Source organism: Variovorax sp. 05N34, assembly GCF_056397405.1.
The window spans coordinates 184,409-208,644 of record NZ_JBFTNI010000002.1; the positions used below are offsets into that span (position 1 = coordinate 184,409).

Here is a 24,236-nt window from a genome sequence, read left to right on the forward strand (position 1 = left end):
ACGACATGATCATGACCCGTCATTTCACTGAAGCCACCACCGACTACTGGCAGCGCATCGTCGCAGCGGATGCGGTTGAACAGCCCGAAGCACCATGGCAGTTCGCCTATCCGGCACGCCTGCCGGACGGCCGCGTTCTCATGCTGCCCATCCGGCAGTTGCCGAGCGAGCCGTCGCACGCCGTTGCTTCGCTGCTGGTCAACCACGCTTCGCTCGAAGTGGTTGAAGCGCTGGGCACCATGCTCGCGCAAGGTCTGTCTGCGCATGCGCCCGATGTGGTCATCGGACTGCCCACGCTGGGGCTCACGCTCGCACCCGTCGTCGCCCATGCGCTGGGCCACACGCGCTACGTGCCGATGGGCTACTCGCGCAAGTTCTGGTATGACGAAGCGCTGTCCGCGCCCGTGCATTCGATCACCTCTCCGACGCCGGGAAAGCGCATCTACCTCGACCCGAATCTCCGCCCCCTTGTCCAAGGCAAGCGACTGGTGCTGGTCGACGACGCGATCAGTACCGGAACCACACTGCTTGCGGCATGGGACCTGATCGAATCGCTCGGGGGCCATGTGGTGGCCTGCGGAGTCGCCATGCTGCAGGGCGGCCGCTGGGTTGACCGGCTCGGCGCAGAACGCGCAACTCGAGTGGTCGGCGTGTTCGAGAGCCCCCTGCTGAAGGCCGTCCCCGAGGGATGGGTCCTGCGGGACTGATCAGCCCGCGGCGCGCGCAAGAGCTTCGAGCACCACGCGCCGCAGCAACGCCTCGTCCGCGACGCTCGCCACCTGCGCATTCGGCGAAGCCCGTTTCGGCACTCGCCATTCAACGACCGTCATGCCGCGCGTGTGCTCCCCCTTGCATTCGGCCACCACGTGCGCCGGCCTGAACGTCATCCCTTGGGGAGCCACCAGCGCCGCCGCGACCGTCGGGTCGTACAGCGACATCGGCAGCGTGCCGGCCGGGCTTGCGATGCGAACATAGCCGAGCAGCAGGTCGGCCAACACTTGCGCCTTGTCGGAGCCGAGCGCGCGCAACGCTTCGGCATCGCTTGCATGTACGCGCACCTGCCGGCAGGCGTCGAGACCCACCATGTGCAGCACCACGCCCGCTTCGAGCACCACGTTGATCGCTTCCGGATCGACCGCCGCATTGAACTCCGCCGCTGCCGTGTGATTGCCCGGCCCTGCGCTGCCACCCATCCACATGAGGCGCCCGATGCGCGCTGCAAGCTCGGGTCGGCGTTGCAGAACGGCGGCGATGTTGGAGAGCGGACCCAGCGCCAGCACAGTCGCCGGATCGCGTGACGAATCGAGATAGTCAATCAACGCAGCCACGGCATCGCGCGATGCCAACGAGCCGCGAGCCATCGGCAAGCTGCGGCCTGCTGACGCCATGCCATCCATGCCGAGGATGTTCTGCGCTGTCACCAGTTCACTGGCCATCGGCCTGGAGCTGCCCGCGTGAATCGGAAAGCCCCACTCGAAGAATGCCGCAGAACGCAGCGCGTTGTCGATCACCACTTCGAGCGGTGCGTTGCCCGCGACAAGCGACATGCCGTCCACACGCCAACCGGGCGTCTGCGTCACGGTCAGCACCGCCGCGAGGTCATCGAAGCCCATGTCGGTGTCGATCCAGATGCTGTTCATTGAGTCAGTCGCGAATCCAGGTGGAACGCATATTGTGCTGGACTGACCTCATACCCATCCGCCTGTGCCAGCAGCCGGGCCGTGGCAGCAGCAGCCATCTCCAGGCGTCTCACGTCGCGCTCGCCCAGATGAGGACACGCTTCACGGCTGAACCCGCACAAGACGCCGTAGAGCGTGCCGTCGGCGAACCGTACCGGCACACCGATGTGCGCACCGATGTTCTTGAAATACTCGGGCATGCCGTACATCATCCGCACCCCCGACAGGTCATGCAGGAGATGGGGCAGCCGACCGTCGACGATTCTTTGGCACACGCTTTGTTCGAGAGGATGAGACTGCCCCACCTGGAAGAGTTCGCGTGCGCTCGATGAGATCTGACGGAACACGCGATGGCCGTCGACGAACTCTCCCACGAACACGACGTCGAGCTTGAGCTGCTCGCGCACGATGCGCAGAAGACTTCCGATGGAGCGCTCGACGATTTCACTGCCGGGACGCGTGCTCGCTCCGGCTGCGATGCTGGCCACGCGCGCCGCCCATTCGTTCAACCCTGCATCCCTGTTTTCAGACGAAGAATTCATCGCCAGTCACCTCGAATTGCGGAATTCAGATCACCCAATCGAATGGAGCAACGGGTGCCGCGGCCGACGACCGATTGGAGGCGAACCTCCGACTGGAGCGTCTTGGCGAGGCGCGAGACGAGTGACAGGCCCAGCCCGACGCCGTCGCTCGACAAGGCCGCGCCTTCGGCCACCTTGTAGAACTCGTCGAACACCTTGTCGATCTGGTCGGCGGGAATGCCGATGCCCTGGTCCCATACTTCGATGCGAACACCGGTCCTGAGAACGCGCGCAGCCAGGAGAATCTGCTTGCCTGGCATGCTGTATTTGATGGCGTTCGAAAGGACATTGCCGATCATCCTTTTCAGGCGCACGCGATCGGAATGAATCAATGCGTCGCAGGCGCGGACACGCAGCTTGATGTTCTTGGCGGTGGCCAAAGGTTCATGTTGAAGCTGCAAGTCGCGCATGACTTCGGCAATTTGCACAGGCTGTACTGTCAGGCGCACACGGCCACTGTCGAGGCTCGACAAGTCGAAGAGAGAGTCGAACAGATGACTCACCGCGGCAGTTGCGTTTGCAATCTTCGGCGCCAGTTCGTGGCTCGCCTCCGGATCGTCATTGAGAAAATCGACGTAGAGCCTCAATGCCGCAACGGGTTGCCGAAGGTCGTGTGTGGCGACGGCCAGGAAGCGGCTCTTGAGGTCGAGCGATTCGAGGGCCTGGCGCTCTTTTTCGGCCAGGTCGTATTGAAGCCCGAAATGCTCGGTCTGGTTCCGGAGGAAGGATTTCGCTTGATATTGGATAGAGAACCACTGGAAAAGAATCAGCGCGACAAACCAAAGATGGAAGCGATGATCGTCCGGATACGCCACGAGCGTGTATGCAATGCCCGAAAGCGCGACCGCGAAGAGAGTGCCGATGTATCCCTGCATCAACCGGGGCACGAAAGCCAGTCTCGTGAGCGGGCCAACGACTTGAATCGTCAGGATGACCCAGCACCCGAACTGGTCCACGACCGGAATACGCTGGAAGAATATCCAAACCGATATTCCCCAGAAGGCGCCCTCCACCATCGCCAATGGCAGCAACCGACGGACGAATTCCGCCTTGATCTCCGCAGGTGCGTCGCGGTATGTCCGTCTGTAGGTCCGACACACGAAGAGCCTCGCCACGGTGATCGGAAGCGCAGAAAAGAGCCAAAGGATCAATGCCATTCGATTGGCGTTGTCCCAGCAGAAGCCGACCATGAGCGGGATCAACGTCACGCTTATGACGCCCCTGCCCGGCGTCACATTCATCAGGCTCTTCATCAGTTGTGCGCCGATCCACTGCGAACGCTCGACGGTCAGATCCAACTGCCGCTTTGGCTGTTCGACGGCAGTACCCGTACTGCCCTGCCCTTCATTTTCGGTTTCCATAGCAACAAGTTCGAGACGACGTCAGCGGTGGCGTCGAACTGTTATCGGCAGGCGGACAGGATTTCTGAAGGGTTCTTTTCGAGCACGGTGCGCAGCGCTTGAACCAGCAACTGCACTCCCGCGCTGGATTCGCCGGCACGTCGAACGGTCATGCCCACGGGCCCTTCAGTGCTGCTTGTATCGAATTGGAGGCGGCACAGGTCGCCGAGCGCCAGCGCTGCTTCGGCCGCTCCTTTCGGCGCAAACCAGACGGCGTCGGTTCGACCCAGCAGCGCCAATGCGAAGGTCGTATCGGTGGCCTCGATCAGTTGCCGGGGCGGCGCGACGCCCCGTGCGTAGAGAAAGCCGTCCGCGGTGTCGCGAACCAATGTGCCCTGCACCGGCAAGATGAGCGGAAAGTCCGCCAACGCATCGAGCGTCGGTTCCCTGGACTCGGCCAGGGGGTGATGGGCCCGGGCGACGAGCATCAGAGGCTCGCTGTAGAGCTGCTCGAAAGCCAGGTCCACCATGGCCGAAGCTTGCGCGAGGCGTCCGAGCACCACGTCGATCTCCCCCTGACGAAGCTGCGTCATCAATTGCGCATTGGTGCCGCTGACCACGCGCACGCGCAGGACGGGATGCGAAGCAGTCAACAACGCAATGGAGGCGGGCAGCAGGCTCGCCGCCATGTTCGGCAGCGCGCCAACGGCGAGGCGGACATGGTCCGTTTCCGGCTGGTCGAGCGCGAGCGACAGCCCCTCCCGCAGTCCACGCAGCATCACGACCGCGTGCCGCACGAGCACTTCGCCTGCGGGCGTCAGATCCACGCCGCGGCGACGGCGCACGAGCAATGGCCGCCCGACGATGTCCTCGAGTTCGGCAATGGTCTTGGACACCGCAGGCTGCGTCAGCGCGAGCGCCTTGGCCGCGCGAACGAGGTTGCGCTCCTGGCCGACGATGGCCAGGCACTGGAGGTGACGCAGTTTCAGGCGGGAGAAATTCATGGCTTGTTGCGCGGCGCTTGAGCAGAGCTGAGATCCAAATATAACGATCAGGAATACCACGCAGAAGAGCTTTCATTTGTGCGGCGGCCGTCGCGCTCCTAGAGTGGCCGCATGTCGACGCCGCCTTCCGAGCGTCGCGAACGGACCGGAGACAAAACGAATGAACCTGCACCTTCGCCAAGCGCGCAGCGCGCCACGCCGAGGCGGCCTGATTGCGAAGGCCGCCCTCGTCATTGCCGCCAGCCTTTGCGCGGTCACGGCCGCCGCCCAGGCGGGATTCCCTGACAAGCCCGTCAAACTCATCACCAACTTTCCGGCGGGCGGCCCGCTGGACATCCTGGGGCGTGCGCTTGCCGTACCGCTTCAACACGAACTCGGGCAGCCTTTCGTCGTCGACAACCGCCCTGGGGCAGGCGGCAACATCGGCGCCGACGCGGTTGCCAAGAGCCCCGCAGACGGCTACGCCGTGCTGCTGAGCATCGACACCACCTTCACGATCAACCCGCATCTCTACAAGAGCATGCCTTTCGCGCCGAAGGACCTGAAGCCGCTGATGATCTTCAGTTCATCCGGGCTCACGTTTGCCGTGAACCCTGCCGTCCAGGCCAAGGACTTCAACGACTTCGTTGCCAAGAGCAAGACACGCGAGATCACCTTCGGCTCTGCCGGGAACGGCAGCCCCGGCCACATCGCTTCGGAAATCTTCTCGACCGTCACTGGCGCGAAGGTGGTCCACGTGCCCTACAAGGGCAATGCGCCGGCCGTGATGGCGCTGCTGTCGAACGAGGTCCAGGCGGGCATCCTCGCGACGCCGGGGCTGCTGCCGCAAATCCAGACCGGCAAGATCACGCCCCTGGCCGTCACCGGACGCCAGCGTGCGCCGCTCCTTCCGCAGGTGCCCACAGTGGGCGAACTGGGCCTCAAGGACCTGGAGTTCGAGGTGCTCTACATGGCGATGGTCCCGGCCGCAACACCGGAGCCTGTCATGGCAACGCTGCGCAAGGCGCTGCAGACTGCCCTCGCGACGCCGGAGGTCAAGGCACGCCTCGCCGCGCTCGACATGGTGGCGCTCGGCGAAACCGGCGATGCAGCCGCGCAGCACCTCGAGAGCGCCCGCGCCCGCTACGGCAAGATCGTCAAGTCGACCGGCATGAAGCTGGATTGAAGCTGGCACGACATGATGTGCGCACCCGTTGCTGCTCAATCCGCCTTGGCGCCGCGCCGCCGGCGGTCCGCCTTGGGCAGCACTGCCTCGGCAACCATCTGTTCCGCATGCAGTTGCAGGCGTGCGAGCGATTGGTTGAGTTGCGTGGCGGCGTCGGCGTCGAGTGCGCCGAGCAGGTCGGTGTTGATGCGGGTCACCAGCGGGAACAGTTCGTCGTACACCTCCCGGCCGCGCTCGGTGAGACACAAGAGCACCTGCCGCCGGTCACCCGCCGGACGCGAGCGAGCGATCAGTTGTTTGTCCACCAGCGAACCGATGGCTTTCGATGTACGCGCGCGATCGAGCTGCGCATGCTCGGCGAGACCGGACGAACTCAGTTCGCCATGGCTCGCCAGCGTGGCAATCAGCCGCCACTCGCGCCGCGTGATGCCGAAGCGCCCCTCGCAGATCCTGATGACCATGCTGCCCGCGACCGAGAGAAGCCGCGACAGCCGATACAGCAGCAGGTCGTCGAGCGGTCGGCGCGGTGCTGGCGTCGGGTTCATCTGGGGTTCATCTGGGGTTAGTCCGGAGAATGGTTGATTAGATCAATCGAGTGTCGCAAATCTAAAGTGATCCGAGGCCGGTTCCTCCCGAAGGCCTGCAGTTCGAACCCATTCCAGGAGACATTCATGCCCCGCACCGATCTCGACCGCCGCAGCCTGGTTGCCGGCCTCTGCGCCCTCGCGCTCTCGCCCCTGGCAAGCGCCGAAGCGGCCTTCACGCCCGGCCAGCCGATCAAGGTGCTGATCGGCGTTCCGGCCGGCGGCACGCAGGACGTGCTGACGCGCGCCATCGCCCAGGAGGTGCGCGACTCGCTCGGCCCGCTGATCGTCGACAACCGTTCGGGCGCATCGGGCCGCATTGCGGTCGAGGCGGTCAAGACCGCGCCGCCCGACGGACGCACCCTGCTGCTCGGCACCGCCAGCATGATGACGATGTACCCGAGCGCGTACGCGAAGCTGTCGTACGACCCGATCAAGGACTTCGTCCCGATCGTCAATGCAGCGCGCTTCGAACTCGCGCTGGTGGTGAGCAAGGACGTGCCGGCCAACACGCTGGCCGAGTTCATCACGTGGGCCAGGGCGCAGGGCGACAAAGTCAGCTTCGGCTCGTACGGCGCGGGCACGCCATCGCATTTTCTCGGCGAGATGCTCAATCGCTCGGCGGGGCTCAAGATGGTCCATGTGCCTTACCGGGGCTCTACTCCTGCGCGGCAGGACGTGATGGGCGGGCAGATTCCGGTCTACTTCGACACCGTCGGCGGTGCGCTCCAGATGCAGCCCGGCGGCCGCGTGAAGGTGCTCGCGACCAGCGGCGAGAAGCGCTCGCCGCTGATGCCCGATCTTCCGACTTTCGTCGAGGCCGGGCTGAAAGATGTGGTCGCGACCGCATGGTTCGCCTACTACGCGCCCGCGAAGACGCCGAAGCCGATCGTCGAGAAGCTGCGCGCCGAATTCACCCGCGCGGTCAATTCGCCCGAGGTGAAGCAGCAACTGCTGCAGAACGGCATGTATGTCACCGGCGACGACGCGAACGCACTCCTGAAGACAATGCGCGAAGACACCGCCCGCTGGGCCGTGATCATGAAGGCCGTGAATTTCCAGGCGAATGACTAATGAAATCCGGCTACCAACCCTGAAATCCATGCAACGACCCAACATCATCTTCATCGTCGCCGACGACCTCGGCTATGCGGATCTCGGCTGCTACGGCGGTCGCGAGGCCGACTTCGGGCCTGTGTCGCCGGTGCTCGACCGGATGGCAGCGCGCGGCATCAAGTTCACGCAGGGCTACTCGAACTCGCCGGTGTGCTCGCCCACGCGCTTCGCGATGATCACGGCGCGCTATCAGTACCGCCTGCGCGGCGCGGCCGAAGAGCCGATCAACAGCAAAAGCCGGGGAAGCACGACGCTCGGGATGCCCCCGGAGCACCCGACCTTGCCCTCGATGCTGCGCGACGGCGGCTACCGCACTTCGCTCATCGGCAAATGGCACCTGGGTTCGTTGCCTTCATTCGGGCCACTGCGCTCGGGCTATGAGGAGTTCTTCGGGCCGATGTCGGGGGGCGTCGACTACTTCACCCATTGCGACTCGACCGGACGGCACGATCTGTGGCTTGGCGAGGACGACTGTCAGCAGGAGGGCTACTTGACCGACCTGCTCTCGCGCCGTGCCGTCGACTATGTCGACCGCATGGCGCAGCAGGACGCGCCGTTTTTCCTGAGCCTGCACTACACCGCGCCGCACTGGCCCTGGGAAACCCGCGAAGACGCAGGCCGGGGGCCCCAGGTGAAGGACAACCTGTTCGATCTCGCCGGGGGAAACATCCACGTTTACCGCCGCATGATCCATCACATGGACGAAGGCATCGGCTGGATCATGGATGCGCTCGACAAGCACGGCATGGCCGACAACACACTGGTCGTCTTCACCAGCGACAACGGCGGCGAACGCTTCTCTGACAACTGGCCGCTGGTTGGCGGCAAGATGGACCTCACTGAAGGCGGCATCCGCGTGCCGTGGATTGCGCATTGGCCGGATGTCATTGGCCCCGGCGGCGAAAGCGCGCAGCACTGCATGACGATGGACTGGTCGGCCACCATGCTCGATGCAGCGGGCGTCTCGGCGAACCCGGCCTATCCGCTCGATGGAATCTCGCTGATGCCTGTTCTTCGTGACGCGGCCTCCAGCTTCCGGCGGCCTCTCCATTGGCGCATGAACCATCGCGGCCAGTGCGCAATGCGCGACGGCGACTGGAAGTACCTGCAGGTGGACGGCAACGAATATCTCTTCAATATCCCGGCCGACGAGCGCGAGCGCGCCAATCAGGCCAAGCGCGACCCAGAGCGGCTGGCCGCGATGCGTGCGGCCTGGCAGGCATGGAATGCGACCATGCCGCCCATTCCGGAAGACGCGACGGTCAGCCTCGGCTATTCCGCCAAGGACATGCCGCAGCGCTGAAGTGCTCAGGTGCGAACGGCAGGCCCGGAGGTGCGGCGCGGCCGCTCGATGTTCGGCAGCAGCACGGCGACGACGCCCAGCAGCGGCAGGTACGCGATGACACGGTACACGTAGTCGATGCTGGTGTGGTCCGCCAGGAGCCCCAGCAGCGCAGCGCCCAGGCCACCCATGCCGAAGGCAAAGCCGAAGAAGAGCCCCGAAACCATGCCCACCTTGCCAGGGATGAGTTCCTGCGCATAGACGAGGATCGCCGAGAACGCGGACGACAGGATCAGCCCGATCAGGATCGTCAACGTCGTCGTCCAGAACAGGTCTGCATGCGGCAGCAGCAACGCGAACGGCGCCACACCCAGGATGGATGCCCAGATCACCGGCTTGCGTCCGATGCGATCGCCGATCGGCCCGCCGGCGAGCGTGCCCAGCGCCGAGGCAAAGAGGAAGACGAACAGGTGATATTGAGAACTCTGAACCGAGAGCCCGAAGCGTTCTATCAGATAGAAGGTGTAGAAGCTGCTGATGCCTGCGATGTAGAAGTACTTCGAAAAAATCAGCAACAGCAGCACGCCGATGGCGCCGAGCACTTTGCCGCGCGGCAGTGGCGCGGCCGCGGGCCTTCGCGCAGCGCGCGCGCTGGCTGCGGCGTGATGCGCGGCATACCAGCGGCTCACCTGGGACAGCAGCACGATACCCAGCAGGGCCGCCAGCCCGAACCAGGCCACGCTGCGCTGGCCGAAGGGAACGATCACCGCCGCGGCCACCAAAGGTCCGAGCGCGCTGCCGGTGTTGCCGCCAACCTGGAACAGCGACTGCGCCAGCCCGTGCCGCCCACCGGACGCCATGCGCGCCACGCGGGATGACTCCGGATGAAAGATCGACGAGCCGGTGCCCACCAGCGCGGCCGCCAGCAGCAGCATGGCGTAATTTGGCGCAAACGCCAGCAGCACCAGGCCGCACAGCGTGAAACCCATGCCAACCGGCAATGAGTACGGCACCGGCTTGCGGTCGGTATAGAGCCCGACCAAAGGCTGGAACAGCGAGGCGGTCAGCTGGTAGGTCAGCGTGATCAGCCCGATCTGGCCGAAGCTCAGGTGGAAGTCCCCCTTCAACACCGGATAGATCGCGAGGATCAGCGACTGCATCATGTCGTTGATCAGGTGAGAGGCGCTGATGGCTCCCAGGATGCCGAAGGAGACACCGCTCGATGTCGATGCCGCGGAACCGGGTGATGTGTGGGCAGTAGCTGTCGAAGACATGGTGTGGGCGCGAAATTTCGCGCGAGGCTTGCGAAAAAAGCGGATCGTAACGCTAGCATCAGAGCCTGTCGCACGCCATTCGGGCTGCGATCTTCGCGAAAAGGACACCCGCATGAGCCGCACCGCCCGGGCACCGGACCCGGACTTCCTGGCGCAAGTCGACAGCCACCCGGCACCCGTGAGCTGCAGGGCCACCGACTATCCGGCTGGTCACATGATCGCGCCGCATGCGCACACCAAAAGCCAACTGATCTATGCAGTGCACGGGGTCATGATGGTGAGCGCCGGCAAGGGGCGGTGGATCGTCCCACCCACGCGCGGCATCTGGATGCCGGCCGGCCTTCCGCACGCCATTCGTTGCATCGGCGAGCTCCGCATGCGCAGCATCTACGTGCGTCCGGAAGCGGCACCGCAGCTGCCCACGCATTCGCATGCGGTCGGCATTTCGCCGCTGCTGCGCGAATTGATCCAGGCGGCCACTGAAGTGGCTCCAGGCTATACGGAGAATTCGCGCGACGGTCGGGTGATGCGCTTGCTGCTGGATGAACTGCACGCGCTGCCGGTGTTGCCGCTGCACCTGCCACAGCCCACCGACGCACGCCTGCACCGCATCTGCGCGCGCCTGCTGGCAGCGCCCCACGACGCGACAACGCTCGGCGAATGGGCCGGGCTGTTGTCCGTCGACGCCAAGACCTTGCAGCGCGTCTTCGCGCGCGAGACCGGCATGACCTTCAGCAAATGGAGGCAGCAGGCGCGCTTGCTGCACGGCCTGGAGCGGCTCGCCACCGGCGCCAAGGTGGTCGACGTCGCGCTCGCACTGGGCTACGACAGCCCGAGCGCTTTTGCGACCATGTTCAAGCGTCAGTTCGGCCTTCCGCCGAGCGAATTTTTCCGCTGAAGTCGGCCCTTATTTGCCCCTTGCTTTTTTCGCGCTCAGACGGTCATAGCCACTCAACTCCAGGAACCCCTCGCCTTGCAGATCGCCGGTCACCTTCACTGGCCCCTCCCAATAGACATTTCCGGTCGTTCCGCCCGAATCGAACTCGCTGTTGGACGCGAAGGGCTGCACCTTCAGGACGCCAGCCGGAAGCTTGATGTTCCAGTCGAGCACATACCTGATGTTCGTCTTCGGACTGGTCCACGCCGCGCCCGGCATGAGTTCGATCTCACCCGGCTTGATCGGCACCGATCCCTTGGCATTCGACAAGGTGCCTGCGGTCATGACTTTCCGCTCGTCCATGTCGAAAAGCTCATAGAGCATCAGGTCCGACCCGTCCGAGAGATGAAGCGCGAACCAGTTCCAGCCCAGGGACAAGACGTCGAATTCACCCCACTGGTGATCGAACCACACTTCGCCGGACACCGGGAGCGACTTCGCGCCGACGGCGACGGTGCCTTGCGCCGAAAGCCGGGGGCGCGAGTAGTAGTAGCTGATCCCGCTGTTGCCGAAATCGAGCACGCCCGGCGTTTCAGAGCCGGGGGCACGATGCGCGACTGTCGGGCCCGACTCCTTCAGCTCGACCGAGATGGATGCACCGTCGAAGTCAGCATGCAGCATCTGCGACGAAGGCGACGACGACGCCTGCCATCCTTCCTGCTTGAAATCGAAACCGTTCGGAACGCTCGTCGTGGGGACGCCAGCGGTGCGGGTCTGGCTTACGTAGCGTTTGCCGGTCTGAAGGTCGGTCAGCGCCGCATGCATGGCCGTGTGCTTGACCAGGCCATTGGCCACGAAGACAACCATGTGGAACGCATAGCGAGGGCCGCCCTTCGCTCCGAGAAAGCCGTTGTAGTACCACCATTCCATGGCCGAGCCGTGGGGTGCATCGTCGGCGGGCAGGTTGAGCGGGGGAAGTGCGGAAGTCCGCTCGGCGGGTTTTCGGGTTTCGGCCGTTGGCGCGATGGCTGCGGCGGCAACCGGACTCGGTTCGGTGTCCGAGAGATACAGCACGCCCGCTGCGATGACCGCTCCAACCACAATGACCGTCGCGAAGAAGGCCAGCAATCCCTTCTTGTGCGATCGCTTCCGATAAGAGCGCGGACCGCCGGAGGTGGAGTGCCTACGGCGTCTAGGAGCGGGATCGTTCGCGTTCATGCTCGGGCGTCCTTTCGTCTTGCGCGTCCTGCGCGTCTTTTGGCGTGCACTCGATCGGCCGACATCTTAGCCAAGCACTGAGGAAAATCGCCCTGGCGGCATTCTTGCGCGACCATAGACACCCATGACCAGCCTCGACGCCCCTGCTCTTTCGCTCATCGAAGCCTGCACCCAGGCATCGCTCGATCTCCTGACACGCAACCTCACGCGGCACGGCATTCTTGCGGCAAGCCGCACGGAGGCAGCCGAGGCCAGGCGCTATACGCGCATCTTCGGCCGCGACGCCGCAATTTGCGTGATGGCCATGTGCGGCAGCGGCGTGCCGGCGCTGGAAGACGGCGCTGCCGCCAGCCTGGATGCGCTCGCGGCGCAGCAGGCGGGCAACGGGCAGATCCCCAAGTACGTCGATCCGGAAGGTCTGGACGCGGACTTCTGGTACCTGGGCTGTATCGATGCAACTCTATGGTGGCTCATCGCCGTGGACCATGTGCGGCGCCATGGCCGAGTCGAGTCGTCACGCTGGGATGGCGAGGTGAATCGCGCGATCGGATGGCTGCTCGCACAAGAGCACCAGCATTTCCGATTGCTGCAGCAGAACGAGGCCAGCGACTGGGCGGACATCATGCCGCGCTCCGGCTACGTTCTCTATACGAATGCGCTCTGGTATGACGTCAAGCGCCGCTATGCGCTCGACAACGCCGAGGCCACGCAGCGCCACTCCAATCACCTGTTCAATCCATTCCAGCGCGACCTGCCTGAATACCACCGCGCGCGACTGCTTCGGCACTATGCGCGCCGTGGGCGGCGGGACCCGGGGCTCTATCTCAGCTTCGTCAATCTCTCGTTCGTCGGCAACGAAGGCGACGTGTTCGGCAACATCCTCGCAATCCAGAGTGGGCTGGCCGATGCTTCCATGGCAAAGCGCATCGTCAAGTCCATCGTCGCCGCGCATGCATGCGAACCTTATCCGGTGCGCGTGGTGCTGCATCCGATGTCGCATCACCACGCGCTCTGGCGGGCCTACATGGCGCGCCACCAGCAGAACCTCGTGCACCAGTATCACAACGGCGGCATCTGGCCTTTCGTCGGTGGCTTCTGGGTGATGGCTCTGGCTCGGCTGGGAATGCACGAGATGGCATGGGCCGAGCTTGCCAAACTCGCGCGCACGAACGAACTGGACGGCTGGCGCTTCACCGAATGGTTTCACGGGCGCACGCTCGCGCCGATGGGCATGGCCGGCCAGAGCTGGAATGCGGCGACCTTTCTGCTCGCCAGGCGGGCTCTTCTCGGCGAGGGAACGGCTTGGTGAGATCCCTTTCTTTGAGCTTCGTGGAATTTTCCCGTTGTACAGGACGTATCTGAAGGCACTCAGAGCTTTCCCATTTCGGTTGCGACGGTGGCCGCAAACAATGGAGTCAACCGGGCGAAGAGCGCATATCCAACGTCAACGAGAGATATAGCGCCCTGATGCCCTCTCATCCATCTAGGGAGGGTCCTACATCGGCCTTCAATGATTTCTTGGAGGTTTGTATGCAGGTCAGCCGCCTGTCCGAATTCAAAACTGGTAGCCATCTGCATCACCGACCTCTTCGCGCGGCAAGGCGGCGCCGGCTGCTGACGATTGCCATGTTGGCAACCACAGGAATCTCCGCCATCGCCTTTGCAGCAGGGATCGCGATGGGCATCAGGCTCGCCCACACTGAACTCGACGAACTCGACCATCATTGCTCGCACCACGCTGATCATCAGGACAGCGGCGGTCCCGAATTGGCGGCCAGAGATACCCTCGACGCGATGCTGCCCATGCGCAAGCTCAAGGCCAAGGCACAGACCACCGTCGCCTGGGAATCAACTCCAGGACGCCCGCCGGTTCACGACGCACGCATTGGTTCTTCATACGGCAATCGAGTCGATCCATTCAAGCGCCGCACACGCTTTCACTCGGGCATCGATTTCGTCGCCAACAAGGGCACGCCCATTCGCGCCTCCGCAAGCGGGCGTGTCAGCTTCGCCGGCAGAAAGCCCGGCTACGGCAAGCTCGTCGAGATCGATCATGGCAACGGGCTTGTCACGCGCTACGCGCATGCTTCGCGCCTGGTGGTGCGTCGGGGTGATGAGGTGACACCGCTCCAACATGTCGCCGACGTGGGATCCACCGGTCGATCGACCGGACCGCATCTGCACTTCGAGCTTCTCGAAAACGGGGAGCACATCGATCCCGCCGCCTACCTTGAAGCCTTTGCCAAGGACGCCAACAGCCGCGAGCTTTCCGCGTGACGAAAGTCGATCGGACGGGCTGCAAGTTGACATTGCCGCCCCGCCGATGCCAACTTCGGATCCATGAGAATCATCGACGAACAGACGGTGCACCGGCTCTTGCGCATGGACGCGCTGATCCCGGCCATGGAGAAAGCCTTGCTGTCGCTGTCGGCCGGACATGCCGTTCAGCCATTGCGCAATGTGCTGCCCATTGATGCGCACCACGGATTTTTCTTCTCGATGCCCGCGTATGCATCCGGCCAGCTTGGCGCCAAGCTCGTCACCTTTTACCCGCAGAACCGGGGCACCCCAACCCATCACGCCTTGATCATGCTGTTTCGGCCAGAGACCGGCGAGCCCCTGGCCGCCATGGATGGCCGCCTGATCACCGAGATGCGCACGGCAGCGGTCTCGGCTGTCGCGACCAAGCTCCTTGCGCGCCCGGAGGCCTCTTCCCTGGCCATTCTGGGTTCCGGCGTTCAGGCCCGAAGCCATCTGGAGGCCATAAGGATGGTTCGGCAGATCGACGATGTCCGCGTCTGGAGCCCGCACAACGCTGCGGCCTTTGCGCAAGAGCATGGGGCCCGTGCAACAGCATCCGCGGAGGACGCTGTCCGCGGCGCCGACGTGGTGGTCGTCGCGACCACCTCCAGCAGACCGGTGTTGTCGGGGCGGTGGCTCTCACCCGGCACGCACGTGAATGCAGTGGGCGCACCGCGCCCTGAATGGCGTGAACTCGATGATGAAGTGCTGTCGCGCTGCAGGCTCTATGTCGAGTCGCATGAAGCGGCGTCTCGGGAATCGGGCGACGTGATCGCCGCCGGCAGCATCTTTGCTGAGATTGGCGAAGTCATCGCCGGCACCCACCCAGGCAGACAGCAGGCCGACGACATCACCCTTTTCAAATCGGTCGGCGTCGCCGTCGAAGACATCGTCAGCGCGGGCCTCGTGTACGAGCGCTTGATGGATGCAGAGAAGGTACCCTCCGCGACGTCTTGAAACGCAGGTTCGGTCCCCGCATCAATCCTCGATCCAACGCACGGCTTCTTCGAGGTCGGCGCGCGAAGTCCGGAAGCGGTTGGCCGGATGCTCTGGGTCCTCGTAGCCGAACGATATGCCGCAAACGACTTGCCGATCGTCCGGAATGCCGAACCAGCGATGCAGGAACTTCGAGCGTGAAGCGACGGCCGCCTGTGCAATGCAGGCCACGCCGCGGCTGCGCGCCGCGAGCATGAAGTTGCTGACGTAGGCGCCGCAATCAAGTACGCCGTACGCACCCAGTGCGGATTCCGTCGTGATGAGCGCCATGTGCGGCGCGCCGAAGAAGCTGAAGTTCAGTTCCGCCTGTCTTGCGGACGCAACCCGGTCACCATGCGCGATGCCTACGCTGTCATAGAGGCCGAATCCGCATTCGCGTCGCCGATCGCGATAGACGCCGCGGTATTCAGCCGGCGGCGCAATGTCGAAGCCCTGATCGGCCAGACCTTCGGGCGATGCCATTGCCTCTCGCAGCCGATCGGTGGCACTCGGGCTCGTCACGGCGACCTGCCAAGGCTGGGAGTTGCACCAGGAAGCCGTACGTTGGGCGCTGCGCAAGATCGCTTCGATGGTGTCACGAGGCACTACCGCGGACAGGTAGCCGCGGCAGCTGTAGCGCGCATCGAGTACGGCATCGAAAGCCAACGCAAGGGACGGGTCGGGTATCGCTGTGTTCATGTCGGAGCCTGATTGGACCTTGGCCGACCATTCTAGGGAGCCCATCGAAACACCTTGCTTCACCAACGCATGCGGCGCGCGTAGGATGAGCCTGGCCTCTTTCGCCTGCGCTTCCATGCTTCCATTCATCCATGATCAGGAGCCGACATGAGCAACGTACGGATCGAACACGACCTGCTCGGTGACCGCGAGGTTCCCGACGATGCCTATTACGGCGTGCACACGCTGCGCGCCAAGGAGAACTTCCAGATCTCAGGCACCACGGTTTCCGCTTACCCTGAATTGATCAATGCACTGGCCTCTGTCAAGCAGGCGGCGGCAGCGGCCAATACAGAACTCGGCCTGCTTCCTGACAAACTGCGCGACGCGATCGTCGGCGCCTGCCGCGAGATCCGGCGCGGCTCGCTGCATGACCAGTTCGTGGTGGATGTCATCCAGGGTGGCGCCGGCACCTCGACCAACATGAACGCCAACGAGGTGATCTGCAATCGCGCGCTTGAAATCCTCGGCCATCGGCGCGGCGAGTACCAATACCTGCACCCGAATGAGCACGTCAACATGGCGCAGAGCACCAATGACGTGTATCCGACCGCGATTCGCATTGCCACCTGTTTTGCGATCGAACGCCTGCTCAAGGCCATGGAACATCTGCGTGGGGCGTTCGCCGCCAAGGCCGAAGAGTTCGCGCATCTTCTGAAGATCGGGCGCACGCAGTTGCAAGACGCCGTGCCGATGACCCTCGGGCAGGAGTTCTCGACTTATGCCGTGATGGTCGAGGAAGACATCGCACGGCTGAACGAGGCCTCGAAACTGATCCTCGAAATCAATCTGGGCGCCACTGCCATCGGCACGGGCATCACGGCGCATCCGCAGTACGCCGGCAAGGCACTCGCCGCCCTGCGCGAGATCACGGGGCTGGACCTTTCGACCGCGCCGAACCTCATCGAAGCCACGCAGGACTGCGGCGCCTTCGTGCAACTCTCGGGTGTGCTCAAGCGGGTGGCGGTGAAGCTGTCGAAGACCTGCAACGACCTGCGGCTGCTCTCCAGTGGTCCGCGCTCGGGCTTTGGCGAAATCAATCTGCCGCCGATGCAGGCGGGTTCGTCGATCATGCCGGGCAAGGTSAAYCCGGTGATCCCCGAGGTCGTCAACCAAGTGGCTTTCGAGGTGTTCGGCAATGACGTGACGGTGACCTTTGCGGCCGAAGCCGGGCAATTGCAGCTCAATGCCTTCGAGCCGATCATCGCCAACTCGCTGTTCCGCAGCTTCAAGCATCTGACCAATGCCTGCACCACATTGGCTGACCTGTGCGTGAAAGGCATCACGGCCAATCCGGATCGCCTGAAGGAAAGCATCGAGCGATCCATTGCGCTGGTCACGGCACTCAATCCGATCATCGGCTACAAGGAAGCGACCGAAGTGGCTGCTGAAGCCTATGCCAACGGCACCAACGTGCGCGAGGTCGTGCTGCGGCGCAAGCTCATGACCGAAGCGGAACTGGAGCACGCGCTTCGCCATGAGGTCCTGACACAGCCGCGGATTTACGAGGAAACCCGGCGCGCGAGCTAAAGCGCCAAGCCTTATGCAGGCTTCATGCCGGTAGACGACACTGTCGTCATGAACGACAGCGCGCAAGAAAAAGACGATTCGACCGGCTCCGCTTCCTCCCGCATCGCGCTCACAGTGGCCGCGGCGTTCTTCATGGAAACGCTGGACTCCACCATCATCGTCACGGCGCTCCCGGCCATCGGCGCGGGATTTGGCGTCGACACGCTCGATGCCAGCATGGGCGTCACCGTCTACCTCATCGCAATGGCGATGTTCGTGCCTGCCGCAGGTTGGTGCGCAGCGCGTTACGGAGCGCGCACGGTGTTCGCCACTGCCATTGGGATCTTCACGCTCGCGTCGCTCGTCTGCGGCCTCGCGCCGTCTTTTGCAGCATTTATCGCCGCGCGCGCGTTGCAAGGATTTGCGGCGGCATTCATGTCTCCCGTAGGGCGCCTGGTGGTCTTGCGCGAAACGCCCAGGCACCGGCTCATCGAAGCCATCGGCATGATTACCTGGCCTGGGCTGATCGCACCGGTGATTGGCCCGCCGCTGGGAGGATTGATCGCCACGCATGCATCGTGGCGTTGGATTTTCCTGCTGAACGTGCCGATCGGGATGTTGGGTATATGGCTGATCCTGCGTTTGTTTCCACGCCGGGCGGCCGACAGCAAGGCACGTTTCGATGCGCTGGGCTTCTTTTTGACGGCGCTGGCCCTGGGAATGCTGGTCGAAGGCTTCACGCGCTTGGGCGAAGTCCACGATGGCAACGGCTTCACCGCCGCCCTTCTTGCCGTCGGCACCTTGGCCGCGATAGCGTCCGTACGCCATGCCCGACGCGCCACGCATCCGATGCTCGATCTGCGAGCGCTCAGTGTCCCGACCTTCATGCTCTCCTCTGCGACGGCCGGGTTCATGTCGCGAGTGGCGATCAACGCTTCGCCTTTTCTGCTTCCTCTGATGTTCCAGATCGGCTTCGGCATGAATGCCTTTCAGGCGGGCTCGATGCTGCTGGTCTACATGGCCGGCAATCTCGCGATGAAAAGCGCGACCACCACCGTGCTCCGGCGTTTCGGCTTCCGGCGCGTGTTGTGGGTCAACGGCGCGCTGTGCACCATCACGCTGTTTGCATGCGGACTGATATCGCCCGGCGATCCGCTCCCAGTGGTATGCGTGCTGTTGTTCGTTGCGGGCATGGTCCGATCGATGAACTTCACCGCCATCACCACGCTTGCCTTTGCCGACGTGCCGGACGACCTGCGCGCCGGCGCGAGCGCTTTGGCCACCATGCTGCAGCAGGTGTCGATGGCACTTGCGGTGGCGTTGGCCGCTTCGGTGCTCGGTGCATCGCAGGCATTGCGCGATGCCTCCACCCTGGCGCTCGTCGATTTCCGGCACGGCTGGTTTGCGATCGGCCTCCTGATGGCCGCCGCCACGCTCATGACGATACGGCTCGACCCTCTCGCAGGAGTGGCCGTGTCGCGGCGAAACTGAGTGAATGCCACTGTCGCCCTCTGGCAAACTCAGGCGACTGTTCAGGTTTTAACCAAAATGACTAAAATCCCCAAATTGGGTAAACCAGACGTTCATCGGAGCTTCTCATGTCCAGCAGTGCAGCCATTTCAAGACCCGAAGCCATTGATCGCTTCACGCGCGGCCTGCCCGCCTTCTCGGCTACGCGGTTGGTCGCCGGCATGCAAAAGGTAACCAGTGCCGTCATGGCGCATGGTGCCGTGGTGGTCACCCGACATGACGAGCCGTCCATGGTGCTCATGTCCATTGACCGATATCTGGCCCTGGAGCAGGCGGCCGAGCCCGACCTGGATGCCCTCACAAAACAGTTCGACGACATGTTTGCCCGGATGCAGGGCGACGCAGCCGCCCAGGCAATGGAAGACGCATTCTCGATGCCTCCGTCCGAACTCGGCAAGGCCGCCGTCCGCGCGGCCGGCGGCAAGCCGGCCAAGAAGTAGCTGTTGGACGTCGCTCGATAGATGGTCGCCCGCATCTTCGTTCTCGCCGGCGTGAATGGCGCCGGCAAGAGCAGCATCGGCGGCGCGGCGCTCCAGGCTCGCAAAGTCCCCTATTTCAATCCCGACTTGGCAGCACGCACGCTGCGGGACGCCAATCCGGCGCTCACGCTCGAGTCGGCCAACGGGCAAGCGTGGGAAATGGGCCGCATCGGCCTCGAACGCGCGCTTGCCGAAGGGCTCAACTTTGCCTTCGAGACGACGCTCGGCGCCCGAACCATTCCCGATCTGCTGCTCGCAGGGGCCCGCAACGGCGCCGAGGTCCATATCTGGTATGCGGGCCTGAGTTCGCCCGAAAAGCACATCGAGCGCGTGCAGGAAAGGGTGAAAGCCGGTGGCCACGCCATTCCCGAAGCCAAGATCAGGGAGCGCTACACGAGCAGCCGAGCCAACCTGATCAGGCTGCTGCCGCACCTGGCGAGCCTGCGCGTGTACGACAACAGCATCGACGGCGACCCGAAAGCGGGGATCAGACCGCAGCCGGTTCTCGTGCTGCACATGGAAAACGGCGGGATCGTTTCGCACGCGGAGCTCGACAAGGTCCCCCATTGGGCAAAGGCCATCGTTGCTGCGGCCTTCGAGCTTGCCGACAGAAAGACCAAGGCGCCGAATCCACGGCGCTCCTGAAAAAACCGGACATCTTCAGGCGGCAAGGCAGTTGTCGACGGTCCAGCCATACAGCCACTCCATGGCGTCGTAGTAGCGCTCCGGGGTGCGGCCCTTCCAGAGGTCGTTGCGCACGAGACGCTCGACGCCCTTCGCATGGAAGATGCGCCCCATCTCGCGCGCGGACAGCACGACCCGAGCGGTGCGTGCGACACGCGAGCGCTGGTAAAGCTCGAAGGCCTTGCCGAAGTCATTGCCGCTGACGCGCAGAGCCTCGCCCAGAGTGACCGCATCCTCCATCGCCATGCAGGCGCCTTGCGCCAGGTATTGCAGCGTGGGGTGCGCCGCGTCACCCAGCAGCGTGGCGCGGCCGAAGGTCCATTGGCCGATCGGCTCGCGATCGGCCGTCGCCCAGCGCTTCCAGTCCTTGGGGAGATCGATCAGTTGGCGCGCCTTGGCGCAGATGCCCTCGAAATAACTCTGTACTTCCTCACGACTGCCTTCGCGCACGCTCCACTCTTCTTTCTCGCGGCTGTGGAAGGTCACGACGACGTTGTATTGCTCGCCGCCGCGCAGTGGGTAGTGCACGAGATGGCAGTTGGGGCCTACCCAGATGCTGGCGGCGTTCCATTGCAGGTCGGCCGGGAAGTCTTTCTTGTCCGCGACCGCCCGGTACACGACATGGCCCGACACGCGCGCCTCGTCGCCCACGTACTGCCGGCGCACCGCGGACTTGACGCCGTCCGCGCCGATCAATGCAATCCCGCGGTGAGTGTTGCCCCTGGCGTCATGCACGATCACCCCATCCGCATCCTGCTCAATGCGCTGCACCGAGGTTGAAGTCAGCACCTCGATGCGCTCGGACGCCTCCGCGCCTTCGAGCAGCGACTTGTGAACGTCTGCCCGATGGATCACCGCGTACGGGTTGCCGAAGCGCTGCCGGAACGCCTCGCCCGTGGGGATGCGCCCGACCAGCGTCTCGTCGAGCGCGTCGTGCATCACCATTTCATCGGTATAGACCGCGCGAGTCCGGGCGATCTCGCCAATGCCCAAGGCATCGAACGCGGCGAAAGCATTGGGGCCGAGCTGGATGCCCGCCCCGATCTCGCCAAGCTCACTGGCCTGTTCCAGCACCTTCACTGAAAAACCTTGCCGTACCAAAGCCAAGGCAGCCGCGATGCCGCCGATACCGCCGCCGGCAACCAGTACCGGAAGCGTGGACTGCCCTGCATTCATGTTCATCTCCTGATCTGGTGTACTGATCATCAGCACACTGATCATTAGTGTAGACATAGAATAATTTCGACCATTAAAGGGTTAACCCTAAGCCTCTTGCCCATTTCAATTGCATGAAAAAAACCGACGCGGCACCTGTTGATCTGGAGACTCTTCCCGGCCACTACATCCGACGGCTGCAACAGATCGCCGTTGCGATCTTTCTGCAGGAAACCGAAGCTCACGGCATCACGCCGGTTCAATACGCCGGACTTCAGGCCGTGCGCAGATCGCCCGGCATCGACCAGCGAACGCTGGCGCGGTCCATCGGGCTCGACACTTCAACGGTTGCCGGCGTCATCGACAGACTGGAAGCCCGGGGTTTGATGATGCGCAGTGCGTCCCCCGACGATCGCCGCGTGCGCCTGCTGACCCTGACGGACGAGGGGTTGGCGCTGCTCGACGACGTGCAGCCAGCAATGATGCGCGCCCAGCAGCGCATCCTGGAGCCCTTGTCAGAGAAGGATCAGCAGGAATTCATGCGCATGATCAGGTCGGTCGTCACTGCCAACAACGAGTTGAGCCGCGCGCCCAGCGACGGCTGACGAAGGCTCCATCCGGCGGAGCTAGGCCGTCGCTGCCATGCGTTCGTGCAGCCGCATGGTCAAGCCAACGGGCGTCATCGTGAACGAAAGACGTTCGCGCGCCGGCTGGCCGTCGGGCGTGTCGATGCGCTCGATGTCGAAACGGCTGAGCAGGAGCGCCATCGCCATCTTCATTTCGAGCAACGCCAGGTAGCGCCCCGGGCAGATACGAGGCCCGGCGCCGAAGGGCATCGACGTTCGCTTGGCACTGCTGGCGAGGGCGCCGGGGCCAGCACCGTCCAGCCAACGCTCCGGCTTGAATGCAGCCGCGTCGGGCACGTGGTTGTCGCTCACGCTGTCGCGCCGCATGAGGCTGAAGATCGGAGTACGCGCCGGCACCTCCACGTCGCCGATGACTGTGTCATTCACGGCCTGCAGCCCGATCAACGGTGCCACCGGTTTGAGCCTCATGGTCTCGTGCGCGCAAGCCTCGATGTAGTCGAGTTCCCCGGCCTGTTCGAAGGTCGGGATCCCCGAGTCGGGTACGACACGGCGCACCTCGTCAGTCGCGCGCGCCAGCGTTGCCGGATGGCGCCACAGCAGATCGATCATCCAGGCGATGGTATTGGCGGTGGTGTCCTCACCCGCCAGCAACATCGTCATGACGTTGCCGGCGACCTGCATGTCGCTGATGCCGCTGTCGGGCTCGTCCGCCGCAGCGATCATGGCTTCCAGCAGGTTGCGGGGATGTGCGCGGAGATCGGGATTCGCTTCCATCCGGCGCCTCGCTTGAGCGATGAACCCGTCCACCGCCTTGTTCACTGCGACCACGCCTCGCGCCAATTCACGATCGGCGGCTGTGGGGAACACACGCCACAGCGGCAACGGCGCCGTCAGCCGCCTCAGCAAGGCCGGGAAGATCTTGTCGAGGTGCTTCTGGATCACGTCGCCATCGGACTCCAGCGTCTTGACCTCCGCACCGAACGCCAGCCCGGCGATGGTATCGACCGTGTAGCGCATCAGGTCGGACTGCAAGTCGATGACAACGCCATCGCGCGCTGCTTTCGACCAACGCCTGCCGAGCCGCTCGGCGACTTTCTGTAGCGATGGAAAGTAGTCCCTGACGTGCGCCGGATCGAAGCCGGACATCACCATGCGCCGTTGGCGGCGCCAGTCGTCACCCCGGGCACCGAAAAGGCCGGGCTTCAGCCCCATCTCCTTGGCAATGCCCTCGAGTTTGCTGGTGCGATGAAATCCGTCCGGCCGATCGCGGAGCATCGTGGCGACCACCTGATGGTCGCCGACGATGAGCATCGTCGCCTTTCCAAGCTTCAGCTTGAAGAAAGGACCGAACTCGGCGCACCAGTCTTCGAGCTGCCGGTGCATGCGGGGCGCGTCGATCTGCAGGAGATTGCCAAGCAGCGGAATGCCGCGCGGACCCGGCAAGTCTTCCAGGCGACGGGTGGCACCTGGCATCGCAGACTTCGGCGGCGCAGTGCGATCAAGCGTGGTGCGTTCCATGATCCGGGCAGCATAGCGCGATCAACTCTGACTGCCTATGCTCCGGACGGCACTCACAAGGCCACGCTTGAGGCCTGACGGCGCCGATATTGCGGATACCAGTTCGTGAACCAGATCGCGCCTGCCATTGCCGCCACCGTCACCGCAATGCCAATCCACAGAGGTACCGACGGCACGCGAGCCATCACGAAATCGGCGAGCGTCATTACCAGGAAGGCCAATGCCCAGACGCCGCTCAGCAGATAGTTGATGGTCTTGAACTGCGGCAGCGCGGCGACTTCGGGCGGAACGCGCTCGCGGGCATATTGAATGGTGAAGGGCTGGCCGATCAGGATCGAAATGAGCACGATCGCGAAGAGGCCGCCATCCACGGCCAGTCGCACTTCGATGATGTTCCAGTCCCCGCCCATCCCAAGCACATAGAAGCCCAAGCCGGCGAAAAGAATCGCGGTGCCCACTTCGAGGATCTTGATGCTGCCCGCATGGCGAAAGCGGTCGCGGACGATCATGGCAACGGCTACAGCGGCGGCCACGAAGAGGGCCGTGGTGACCGGCACCTGCCGCGATAACAGCGCGAAGACGATGAAGGGCGAGAAGCTCCAGAGGATGCTCATGATTTCTCCTGAAAAGAGCAAACGGC

24 protein-coding genes are annotated in these 24,236 nt (G+C 63.8%); 13 read left to right on the plus strand and 11 right to left on the minus strand.

What is annotated here, in order from left to right; genetic code table 11:
- The first annotated feature begins 5 nt into the window (after positions 1-5).
- Positions 6-707, plus strand: coding sequence for a phosphoribosyltransferase (locus tag AC1DMA_RS05235; RefSeq protein WP_478143493.1), 702 nt, complete (start codon positions 6-8; stop codon positions 705-707).
- On the opposite strand, the gene AC1DMA_RS05240 is transcribed toward AC1DMA_RS05235, so the two are convergent.
- Genes AC1DMA_RS05240 through AC1DMA_RS05255 form a run of 4 tightly spaced genes read right to left on the minus strand, consistent with a single transcriptional unit; the run spans position 708 to position 4,604 of the window.
- Positions 708-1,640, minus strand: a complete 933-nt coding sequence (locus AC1DMA_RS05240) for a nucleoside hydrolase (RefSeq protein WP_478143494.1) — start codon at positions 1,638-1,640, stop codon at positions 708-710.
- Positions 1,637-2,221 carry a GAF domain-containing protein gene (locus AC1DMA_RS05245; protein WP_478143495.1) on the minus strand — a complete coding sequence of 195 codons (585 nt, stop codon included), beginning with the start codon at positions 2,219-2,221 and terminating at the stop codon, positions 1,637-1,639. The genes AC1DMA_RS05240 and AC1DMA_RS05245 overlap by 4 nt, the downstream gene beginning before the upstream one ends.
- Positions 2,218-3,621 (minus strand): sensor histidine kinase, encoded by a 1,404-nt coding sequence (locus tag AC1DMA_RS05250; RefSeq protein ID WP_478143496.1) that lies wholly within the window; start codon positions 3,619-3,621, stop codon positions 2,218-2,220. Before AC1DMA_RS05250 ends, AC1DMA_RS05245 begins: the two co-directional genes overlap by 4 nt.
- 41 nt (positions 3,622-3,662) lie before the next feature.
- Positions 3,663-4,604, minus strand: a complete 942-nt coding sequence (locus AC1DMA_RS05255) for a LysR substrate-binding domain-containing protein (RefSeq protein ID WP_478143497.1) — start codon at positions 4,602-4,604, stop codon at positions 3,663-3,665.
- 160 nt (positions 4,605-4,764) lie between these two features.
- On the opposite strand from AC1DMA_RS05255, the gene AC1DMA_RS05260 reads away from it, so the two are divergent.
- On the plus strand, positions 4,765-5,769 hold the full coding sequence (locus AC1DMA_RS05260; protein WP_478143498.1) for a Bug family tripartite tricarboxylate transporter substrate binding protein: 1,005 nt from the start codon (positions 4,765-4,767) through the stop codon (positions 5,767-5,769).
- A 35-nt stretch (positions 5,770-5,804) separates the two neighbouring features.
- Here the strand turns inward: AC1DMA_RS05260 and AC1DMA_RS05265 are convergent, their stop codons facing one another.
- The gene (locus AC1DMA_RS05265; protein WP_478124065.1) at positions 5,805-6,314 is read right to left on the minus strand and encodes a MarR family winged helix-turn-helix transcriptional regulator; all 510 of its coding nucleotides are present in this window, start codon (positions 6,312-6,314) and stop codon (positions 5,805-5,807) included.
- Between the two features lie 126 nt (positions 6,315-6,440).
- On the opposite strand from AC1DMA_RS05265, the gene AC1DMA_RS05270 reads away from it, so the two are divergent.
- Together AC1DMA_RS05270 and AC1DMA_RS05275 are read left to right on the plus strand one after the other, a co-directional pair.
- Positions 6,441-7,427, plus strand: a complete 987-nt coding sequence (locus tag AC1DMA_RS05270) for a Bug family tripartite tricarboxylate transporter substrate binding protein (RefSeq protein ID WP_478124066.1) — start codon at positions 6,441-6,443, stop codon at positions 7,425-7,427.
- 28 nt (positions 7,428-7,455) lie between these two features.
- On the plus strand, positions 7,456-8,772 hold the full coding sequence (locus AC1DMA_RS05275) for a sulfatase family protein (protein ID WP_478143499.1): 1,317 nt from the start codon (positions 7,456-7,458) through the stop codon (positions 8,770-8,772).
- 5 nt (positions 8,773-8,777) lie between these two features.
- On the opposite strand, the gene AC1DMA_RS05280 is transcribed toward AC1DMA_RS05275, so the two are convergent.
- Positions 8,778-10,025 (minus strand): MFS transporter, encoded by a 1,248-nt coding sequence (locus AC1DMA_RS05280; protein WP_478143500.1) that lies wholly within the window; start codon positions 10,023-10,025, stop codon positions 8,778-8,780.
- 112 nt (positions 10,026-10,137) lie between these two features.
- On the opposite strand from AC1DMA_RS05280, the gene AC1DMA_RS05285 reads away from it, so the two are divergent.
- Positions 10,138-10,923 carry an AraC family transcriptional regulator gene (locus AC1DMA_RS05285; RefSeq protein WP_478143501.1) on the plus strand — a complete coding sequence of 262 codons (786 nt, stop codon included), beginning with the start codon at positions 10,138-10,140 and terminating at the stop codon, positions 10,921-10,923.
- A 9-nt stretch (positions 10,924-10,932) separates the two neighbouring features.
- On the opposite strand, the gene AC1DMA_RS05290 is transcribed toward AC1DMA_RS05285, so the two are convergent.
- Positions 10,933-12,120 carry a lipocalin family protein gene (locus AC1DMA_RS05290; protein WP_478143502.1) on the minus strand — a complete coding sequence of 396 codons (1,188 nt, stop codon included), beginning with the start codon at positions 12,118-12,120 and terminating at the stop codon, positions 10,933-10,935.
- Positions 12,121-12,244: 124 nt separating this feature from the next.
- On the opposite strand from AC1DMA_RS05290, the gene AC1DMA_RS05295 reads away from it, so the two are divergent.
- From AC1DMA_RS05295 to AC1DMA_RS05305, 3 genes are all read left to right on the plus strand, one after another.
- A complete protein-coding gene (locus AC1DMA_RS05295; protein WP_478143503.1) occupies positions 12,245-13,429 on the plus strand; it encodes an amylo-alpha-1,6-glucosidase in 1,185 nt (394 codons plus the stop codon).
- A gap of 317 nt (positions 13,430-13,746) precedes the next feature.
- Positions 13,747-14,397, plus strand: a complete 651-nt coding sequence (locus AC1DMA_RS05300) for a M23 family metallopeptidase (protein WP_478124072.1) — start codon at positions 13,747-13,749, stop codon at positions 14,395-14,397.
- Positions 14,398-14,460: 63 nt separating this feature from the next.
- Positions 14,461-15,378 carry an ornithine cyclodeaminase family protein gene (locus AC1DMA_RS05305; RefSeq protein ID WP_478124073.1) on the plus strand — a complete coding sequence of 306 codons (918 nt, stop codon included), beginning with the start codon at positions 14,461-14,463 and terminating at the stop codon, positions 15,376-15,378.
- 21 nt (positions 15,379-15,399) lie between these two features.
- Here AC1DMA_RS05305 and AC1DMA_RS05310 read toward each other — a convergent pair whose 3' ends face one another.
- On the minus strand, positions 15,400-16,095 hold the full coding sequence (locus AC1DMA_RS05310; protein ID WP_478143504.1) for a nitroreductase: 696 nt from the start codon (positions 16,093-16,095) through the stop codon (positions 15,400-15,402).
- Positions 16,096-16,242: 147 nt separating this feature from the next.
- Here AC1DMA_RS05310 and aspA point away from each other — a divergent pair, with 147 nt between their 5' ends.
- The 4 genes from aspA (at position 16,243) to AC1DMA_RS05330 (ending at position 20,297) form a co-directional block, all read left to right on the plus strand.
- Complete coding sequence (aspA, locus tag AC1DMA_RS05315; protein ID WP_478124075.1) at positions 16,243-17,664, plus strand: aspartate ammonia-lyase; 1,422 nt, start codon at positions 16,243-16,245, stop codon at positions 17,662-17,664.
- Between the two features lie 24 nt (positions 17,665-17,688).
- The gene (locus tag AC1DMA_RS05320) at positions 17,689-19,134 is read left to right on the plus strand and encodes an MFS transporter (protein WP_478143505.1); all 1,446 of its coding nucleotides are present in this window, start codon (positions 17,689-17,691) and stop codon (positions 19,132-19,134) included.
- Between the two features lie 107 nt (positions 19,135-19,241).
- Positions 19,242-19,613, plus strand: coding sequence for a hypothetical protein (locus AC1DMA_RS05325; protein ID WP_478124077.1), 372 nt, complete (start codon positions 19,242-19,244; stop codon positions 19,611-19,613).
- 21 nt (positions 19,614-19,634) lie between these two features.
- The gene (locus AC1DMA_RS05330; RefSeq protein ID WP_478124078.1) at positions 19,635-20,297 is read left to right on the plus strand and encodes an ATPase; all 663 of its coding nucleotides are present in this window, start codon (positions 19,635-19,637) and stop codon (positions 20,295-20,297) included.
- Positions 20,298-20,312: 15 nt separating this feature from the next.
- Here the strand turns inward: AC1DMA_RS05330 and AC1DMA_RS05335 are convergent, their stop codons facing one another.
- Entirely contained in the window at positions 20,313-21,512 is a 1,200-nt protein-coding gene (locus AC1DMA_RS05335) for a 3-hydroxybenzoate 6-monooxygenase (protein WP_478124079.1), read from the minus strand.
- A gap of 113 nt (positions 21,513-21,625) precedes the next feature.
- Here AC1DMA_RS05335 and AC1DMA_RS05340 point away from each other — a divergent pair, with 113 nt between their 5' ends.
- Positions 21,626-22,096, plus strand: coding sequence for a MarR family winged helix-turn-helix transcriptional regulator (locus tag AC1DMA_RS05340; protein ID WP_478143506.1), 471 nt, complete (start codon positions 21,626-21,628; stop codon positions 22,094-22,096).
- A gap of 21 nt (positions 22,097-22,117) precedes the next feature.
- Here the strand turns inward: AC1DMA_RS05340 and AC1DMA_RS05345 are convergent, their stop codons facing one another.
- Together AC1DMA_RS05345 and AC1DMA_RS05350 are read right to left on the minus strand one after the other, a co-directional pair.
- Complete coding sequence (locus AC1DMA_RS05345; RefSeq protein WP_478143507.1) at positions 22,118-23,596, minus strand: cytochrome P450; 1,479 nt, start codon at positions 23,594-23,596, stop codon at positions 22,118-22,120.
- A 53-nt stretch (positions 23,597-23,649) separates the two neighbouring features.
- Positions 23,650-24,210 (minus strand): hypothetical protein, encoded by a 561-nt coding sequence (locus tag AC1DMA_RS05350; protein WP_478143508.1) that lies wholly within the window; start codon positions 24,208-24,210, stop codon positions 23,650-23,652.
- Between the last annotated feature and the right edge of the window lie 26 nt (positions 24,211-24,236).

What these genes read in the sequence shown, in the direction of transcription:
- AC1DMA_RS05300 (WP_478124072.1), top strand. Translation starts at nt 13,747, where the DNA reads ATGTTGGCAACCACAGGAATCTCCGCCATCGCCTTTGCAGCAGGGATC.
- AC1DMA_RS05265 (WP_478124065.1), bottom strand. Translation starts at nt 6,314, where the DNA reads ATGAACCCGACGCCAGCACCGCGCCGACCGCTCGACGACCTGCTGCTG.
- AC1DMA_RS05340 (WP_478143506.1), top strand. Translation starts at nt 21,626, where the DNA reads ATGAAAAAAACCGACGCGGCACCTGTTGATCTGGAGACTCTTCCCGGC.
- AC1DMA_RS05350 (WP_478143508.1), bottom strand. Translation starts at nt 24,210, where the DNA reads ATGAGCATCCTCTGGAGCTTCTCGCCCTTCATCGTCTTCGCGCTGTTA.
- AC1DMA_RS05335 (WP_478124079.1), bottom strand. Translation starts at nt 21,512, where the DNA reads ATGAATGCAGGGCAGTCCACGCTTCCGGTACTGGTTGCCGGCGGCGGT.
- AC1DMA_RS05260 (WP_478143498.1), top strand. Translation starts at nt 4,765, where the DNA reads ATGAACCTGCACCTTCGCCAAGCGCGCAGCGCGCCACGCCGAGGCGGC.
- AC1DMA_RS05270 (WP_478124066.1), top strand. Translation starts at nt 6,441, where the DNA reads ATGCCCCGCACCGATCTCGACCGCCGCAGCCTGGTTGCCGGCCTCTGC.
- AC1DMA_RS05310 (WP_478143504.1), bottom strand. Translation starts at nt 16,095, where the DNA reads ATGAACACAGCGATACCCGACCCGTCCCTTGCGTTGGCTTTCGATGCC.
- AC1DMA_RS05280 (WP_478143500.1), bottom strand. Translation starts at nt 10,025, where the DNA reads ATGTCTTCGACAGCTACTGCCCACACATCACCCGGTTCCGCGGCATCG.
- AC1DMA_RS05285 (WP_478143501.1), top strand. Translation starts at nt 10,138, where the DNA reads ATGAGCCGCACCGCCCGGGCACCGGACCCGGACTTCCTGGCGCAAGTC.
- AC1DMA_RS05240 (WP_478143494.1), bottom strand. Translation starts at nt 1,640, where the DNA reads ATGAACAGCATCTGGATCGACACCGACATGGGCTTCGATGACCTCGCG.
- AC1DMA_RS05255 (WP_478143497.1), bottom strand. Translation starts at nt 4,604, where the DNA reads ATGAATTTCTCCCGCCTGAAACTGCGTCACCTCCAGTGCCTGGCCATC.
- AC1DMA_RS05320 (WP_478143505.1), top strand. Translation starts at nt 17,689, where the DNA reads ATGCCGGTAGACGACACTGTCGTCATGAACGACAGCGCGCAAGAAAAA.
- AC1DMA_RS05295 (WP_478143503.1), top strand. Translation starts at nt 12,245, where the DNA reads ATGACCAGCCTCGACGCCCCTGCTCTTTCGCTCATCGAAGCCTGCACC.
- AC1DMA_RS05330 (WP_478124078.1), top strand. Translation starts at nt 19,635, where the DNA reads ATGGTCGCCCGCATCTTCGTTCTCGCCGGCGTGAATGGCGCCGGCAAG.
- AC1DMA_RS05305 (WP_478124073.1), top strand. Translation starts at nt 14,461, where the DNA reads ATGAGAATCATCGACGAACAGACGGTGCACCGGCTCTTGCGCATGGAC.
- AC1DMA_RS05345 (WP_478143507.1), bottom strand. Translation starts at nt 23,596, where the DNA reads ATGGAACGCACCACGCTTGATCGCACTGCGCCGCCGAAGTCTGCGATG.
- AC1DMA_RS05290 (WP_478143502.1), bottom strand. Translation starts at nt 12,120, where the DNA reads ATGAACGCGAACGATCCCGCTCCTAGACGCCGTAGGCACTCCACCTCC.
- AC1DMA_RS05235 (WP_478143493.1), top strand. Translation starts at nt 6, where the DNA reads ATGATCATGACCCGTCATTTCACTGAAGCCACCACCGACTACTGGCAG.
- AC1DMA_RS05275 (WP_478143499.1), top strand. Translation starts at nt 7,456, where the DNA reads ATGCAACGACCCAACATCATCTTCATCGTCGCCGACGACCTCGGCTAT.
- AC1DMA_RS05325 (WP_478124077.1), top strand. Translation starts at nt 19,242, where the DNA reads ATGTCCAGCAGTGCAGCCATTTCAAGACCCGAAGCCATTGATCGCTTC.
- AC1DMA_RS05245 (WP_478143495.1), bottom strand. Translation starts at nt 2,221, where the DNA reads ATGAATTCTTCGTCTGAAAACAGGGATGCAGGGTTGAACGAATGGGCG.
- AC1DMA_RS05250 (WP_478143496.1), bottom strand. Translation starts at nt 3,621, where the DNA reads ATGGAAACCGAAAATGAAGGGCAGGGCAGTACGGGTACTGCCGTCGAA.